3 protein-coding genes and 1 pseudogene are annotated in these 3,478 nt (G+C 73.8%); 2 read left to right on the plus strand and 2 right to left on the minus strand.

From position 1 onward, the window contains the following. Positions 1-750 (minus strand): annotated as a pseudogene (locus GTW40_RS18790) (hypothetical protein); the annotation flags it as partial. Between the two features lie 97 nt (positions 751-847). On the opposite strand from GTW40_RS18790, the gene GTW40_RS18795 reads away from it, so the two are divergent. After that, positions 848-2,257 carry an FAD-linked oxidase C-terminal domain-containing protein gene (locus tag GTW40_RS18795; RefSeq protein ID WP_161181359.1) on the plus strand — a complete coding sequence of 470 codons (1,410 nt, stop codon included), beginning with the start codon at positions 848-850 and terminating at the stop codon, positions 2,255-2,257. Between the two features lie 23 nt (positions 2,258-2,280). Here the strand turns inward: GTW40_RS18795 and GTW40_RS18800 are convergent, their stop codons facing one another. Further along, the gene (locus tag GTW40_RS18800; RefSeq protein ID WP_161181360.1) at positions 2,281-2,694 is read right to left on the minus strand and encodes an SsgA family sporulation/cell division regulator; all 414 of its coding nucleotides are present in this window, start codon (positions 2,692-2,694) and stop codon (positions 2,281-2,283) included. Positions 2,695-2,977: 283 nt separating this feature from the next. Between GTW40_RS18800 and GTW40_RS33185 the strand changes: the two genes are divergently transcribed. Continuing rightward, a partial coding sequence (locus GTW40_RS33185) for a DUF2510 domain-containing protein (RefSeq protein ID WP_161181361.1) occupies positions 2,978-3,478 on the plus strand: 501 nt, incomplete at its 3' end.

Genomic DNA, 3,478 nt, shown 5'->3' on the forward strand with positions numbered 1-3,478 from the left:
GGGCGTACCGGCGGCCGCCGCCGCGTCCGTCAGCTGGGCCACCGCGTCCTCGCGCCAGCCCCGGTCCCGGTAGACGGCGGCCGCCCGCGCCATCACGGCGGGCCGCTCGGCCGGGCCGGTGCGCAGCGCCATCAGCTTGTCGAGGGTGGCACGGGCCTTGGTGTAGTCACCGAGCCCGTTGTACGCGTCGATCAGCGGGGGATACGCCGACCAGCGCTTCGGCGTCAGCTTCAGCGCCTCCTCGCCGTACCGCTTCGCCGCCGGGAAGTCCCGGCGCGCGTTGGCCAGCGAGGTGAGGGCGCCGAGCGCCTCCGCGTTCCCCGCGCTCTTCACCTGGAGCGAGCTGTTCAGCGCCCGCTCGGCCTTCGGGAAGTCCGCCGCGTCGGCCGTCTGGTGCCCCCGCGCCACGTACGCCGCGCCCAGCGCCGCCCAGGCCCGTGCGTCGGCGGGCCGCTGCCGCACCGCGCTCTCCTGCCGCGCGATCAGCTCCGTCAGCTGGGGCAGCGCGGCCGGGAGTCCGGTGGTCACCGCCGTCAGCGCCATCGCCCGCGGGCCGGGTGCTGGGGCCGGTGGTCGGCGCTCGGGGTGCCGGGGACCGGTGGACGGCAGGGCCAGCACCGTGCCCGCCGCCGCGCCGCTCACCAGCGCGACGGCCAGCAGCCGCCGGGGCCACCGCCGGGTACGGCGCGGCGCGGACTCGGCCACCAGGGACGTACCGGGCCCGGAGTGCCCGTACTGTCGCTTCTCCATGCGGCAACTGTGCGCCAATATGACGAGCACATCCGGGTGGCCCAAGGGCGGCGCGTGCGGGGTTCACACCGATGGCCCCGAGTGCGACGCTCGGATCATGAGCCGTATCGAAGCGTCCCGCGACGACGACGCCGTGACCGCCGACAGTCTCACCGGCCGGCTGCTCGCGGGGCTGCCCGCCGAGGCCGTGCTGACCGACCCCGAGGTCACCGTCTCCTACGCCAACGACATGGCGAGCTTCTGCCCGGCCGGGACGCCCGCCGTGGTCGTGCTGCCCCGGACCGTCGAACAGGTCCAGCACGTCATGCGCACCGCCACCGAACTGCGCGTGCCGGTCGTCCCGCAGGGGGCCCGCACCGGCCTGTCCGGCGCGGCCAACGCCTCCGAAGGCTGCATCGTCCTGTCCCTCACGAGGATGGACCGCATCCTGGAGATCAACCCCGTGGACCGGGTCGCCGTCGTGGAGCCCGGCGTCGTCAACGCCACGCTCTCCCGCGCCGTCGGCGAACACGGCCTGTACTACCCGCCGGACCCCTCCAGCTGGGAGACCTGCACCATCGGCGGCAACATCGGCACCGCCTCGGGCGGCCTGTGCTGCGTCAAGTACGGGGTCACCGCCGAGTACGTCCTCGGGCTCGACGTCGTCCTCGCCGACGGCCGGCTGATGTCCACCGGGCGCCGCACCGCCAAGGGCGTCGCCGGGTACGACCTCACCCGGCTGTTCGTCGGCTCCGAGGGCTCCCTCGGCATCGTCGTACGGGCCGTGCTCGCGCTGCGCCCCAAGCCGCCCCAACAGCTCGTGCTGGCCGCCGAGTTCGCCTCGGCGGCCGACGCCTGCGACGCGGTGTGCCGGATCATGGCGGGAGGTCATGTGCCGTCCCTCCTGGAGCTGATGGACCGTACGACCGTCAAGGCGGTCAACGACTTCGCCCGCATGGGCCTGCCCGAGACCACCGAGGCGCTGCTGCTCGCCGCCTTCGACACCCCGGACCCGGCCGCCGACCTCGCCGCCCTCGGCGCACTGTGCGAGGAGGCGGGCGCCACCCAGGTGGTGCCCGCCGAGGACGCCGCCGAGTCCGAACTCCTCCTCCAGGCCCGGCGGCTCTCGCTGACCGCGCTGGAGGCGGTCAAGGGCACGACGATGATCGACGACGTGTGCGTGCCCCGCTCCCGGCTCGGCGAGATGCTGGCCGGGGTCGAGCGGATCGCCGCCAAGTACGACCTCACCATCGGGCTCTGCGCGCACGCGGGCGACGGCAACACCCACCCCACCGTCTGCTTCGACGCCCGCGACCCCGACGAGTCCCGCCGCGCCCGCGAGTCCTTCGACGAGATCATGGCGCTCGGGCTCGAACTCGGCGGCACCATCACCGGGGAACACGGGGTGGGGGTGCTGAAGAAGGAGTGGCTGGCACGGGAGATCGGGCCCGTCGGGATCGAGATGCAGCGCGCGGTGAAGCAGGTCTTCGACCCGCTCGGCATCCTCAACCCCGGCAAACTGTTCTGAACCCGCCCCGGGTGCCGGGCCGTTCACCTGGCGAGCAACTGGTCGAGCGCGGCGTCGATGCCGAGCTGTTCGGCCTCGGCACCCGGCGGCACCACACGCAGGGTCCGCTCCAGCCACGCCGAGACAGGCGGGGTGGGCGCCTCAAGGAGGGCGTCGCCGTCCGGGGAGCTGAGCGCCATCAGCACGACGCTGCGGCCGTTCACCTTCGTCGGCCACACGCGGACGTCGCCGTTCCCGCAGGGGCGGAAGACGCCCTCGACCAACAGCTCGCGGGCGAACGTCCAGTTGACGGGGAACTCGGAGTTGATGTGGAACGTGACGTGGATCGCGTAGGGGTCGTCCGAGCGGTAGCTCAGCCGGGCCGGGACGGGGATGCTCCGCTCGGGCGAAAGGATGAGCTTGAGCTCCAGTTCCCGCTCCACCACCGTGTGCTCCATGACCTGCGTTTCCTCTCTGACCGGGGCCTCCTGGGCGGGCCCACGGGAAGGGAGAGGGCGAAGGGGCCCGGGCATTACGCGGGTTCGGGAAAGTTTTTTTCCGGGATTCTCGCGGGGCCCCGCCGGTGCGTCGTCCGTCCGTCGCCGGTACGTCGCCGGTACGTCGTGCAGGGGTCCGGCATCGCCCGGAAAGGGTGGGTCCGGCCGGACTGGCGGTGCCGGATGCCAGGGTCTGATAGATGTGGGGGTTCCTATCCCACCTCCGAGCAGATACGGGACGGATATGAGCGCCCCAACGCCGGCCCACGGTGACGACAGGCCCCGCGAGGGCTACTACCCGGACCCGTCCATCCCCGGTTACGTCCGCTACTGGAACGGCGCGGCCTGGATGCCCGGCACCAGCCGCCCCGCCCCCGCCGACGGCGAACCGCTCACCCCGCCCCCGGGCACCCGCCCCGCCACCCCGGCCGTGGTCGAGGAGACGGGCCCCCACTTCTTCGACGAGGAACCCCCTACGGGGAGCCCGGCATGGGACACGTCCGCGTCTCCGGCGGACACGTTCCTGAGCCGCCGGCCGACTCCCGGGCCGGGGGCTCCGCCGGTTCAACAGGGCTCGGGTGCGGGTGCTGCCGCGCCGGGGCCCGTAGGGGCATCCCCTCAGGGTGGTGCGGCGCAGGGGCCGGTCGGTGGGGGCGTTCCGGGTGCGCGGGGTGAGGGCGTGCCCGTCGCCTCCGGCGGCCAGTTCGCCGCCCGGCAGGGCAACCCGGGCGCCTTCGGCGCTCCC

It is taken from the genome of Streptomyces sp. SID4985 (assembly GCF_009863025.1).
Taxonomy (GTDB): Bacteria; Actinomycetota; Actinomycetes; order Streptomycetales; family Streptomycetaceae; genus Streptomyces.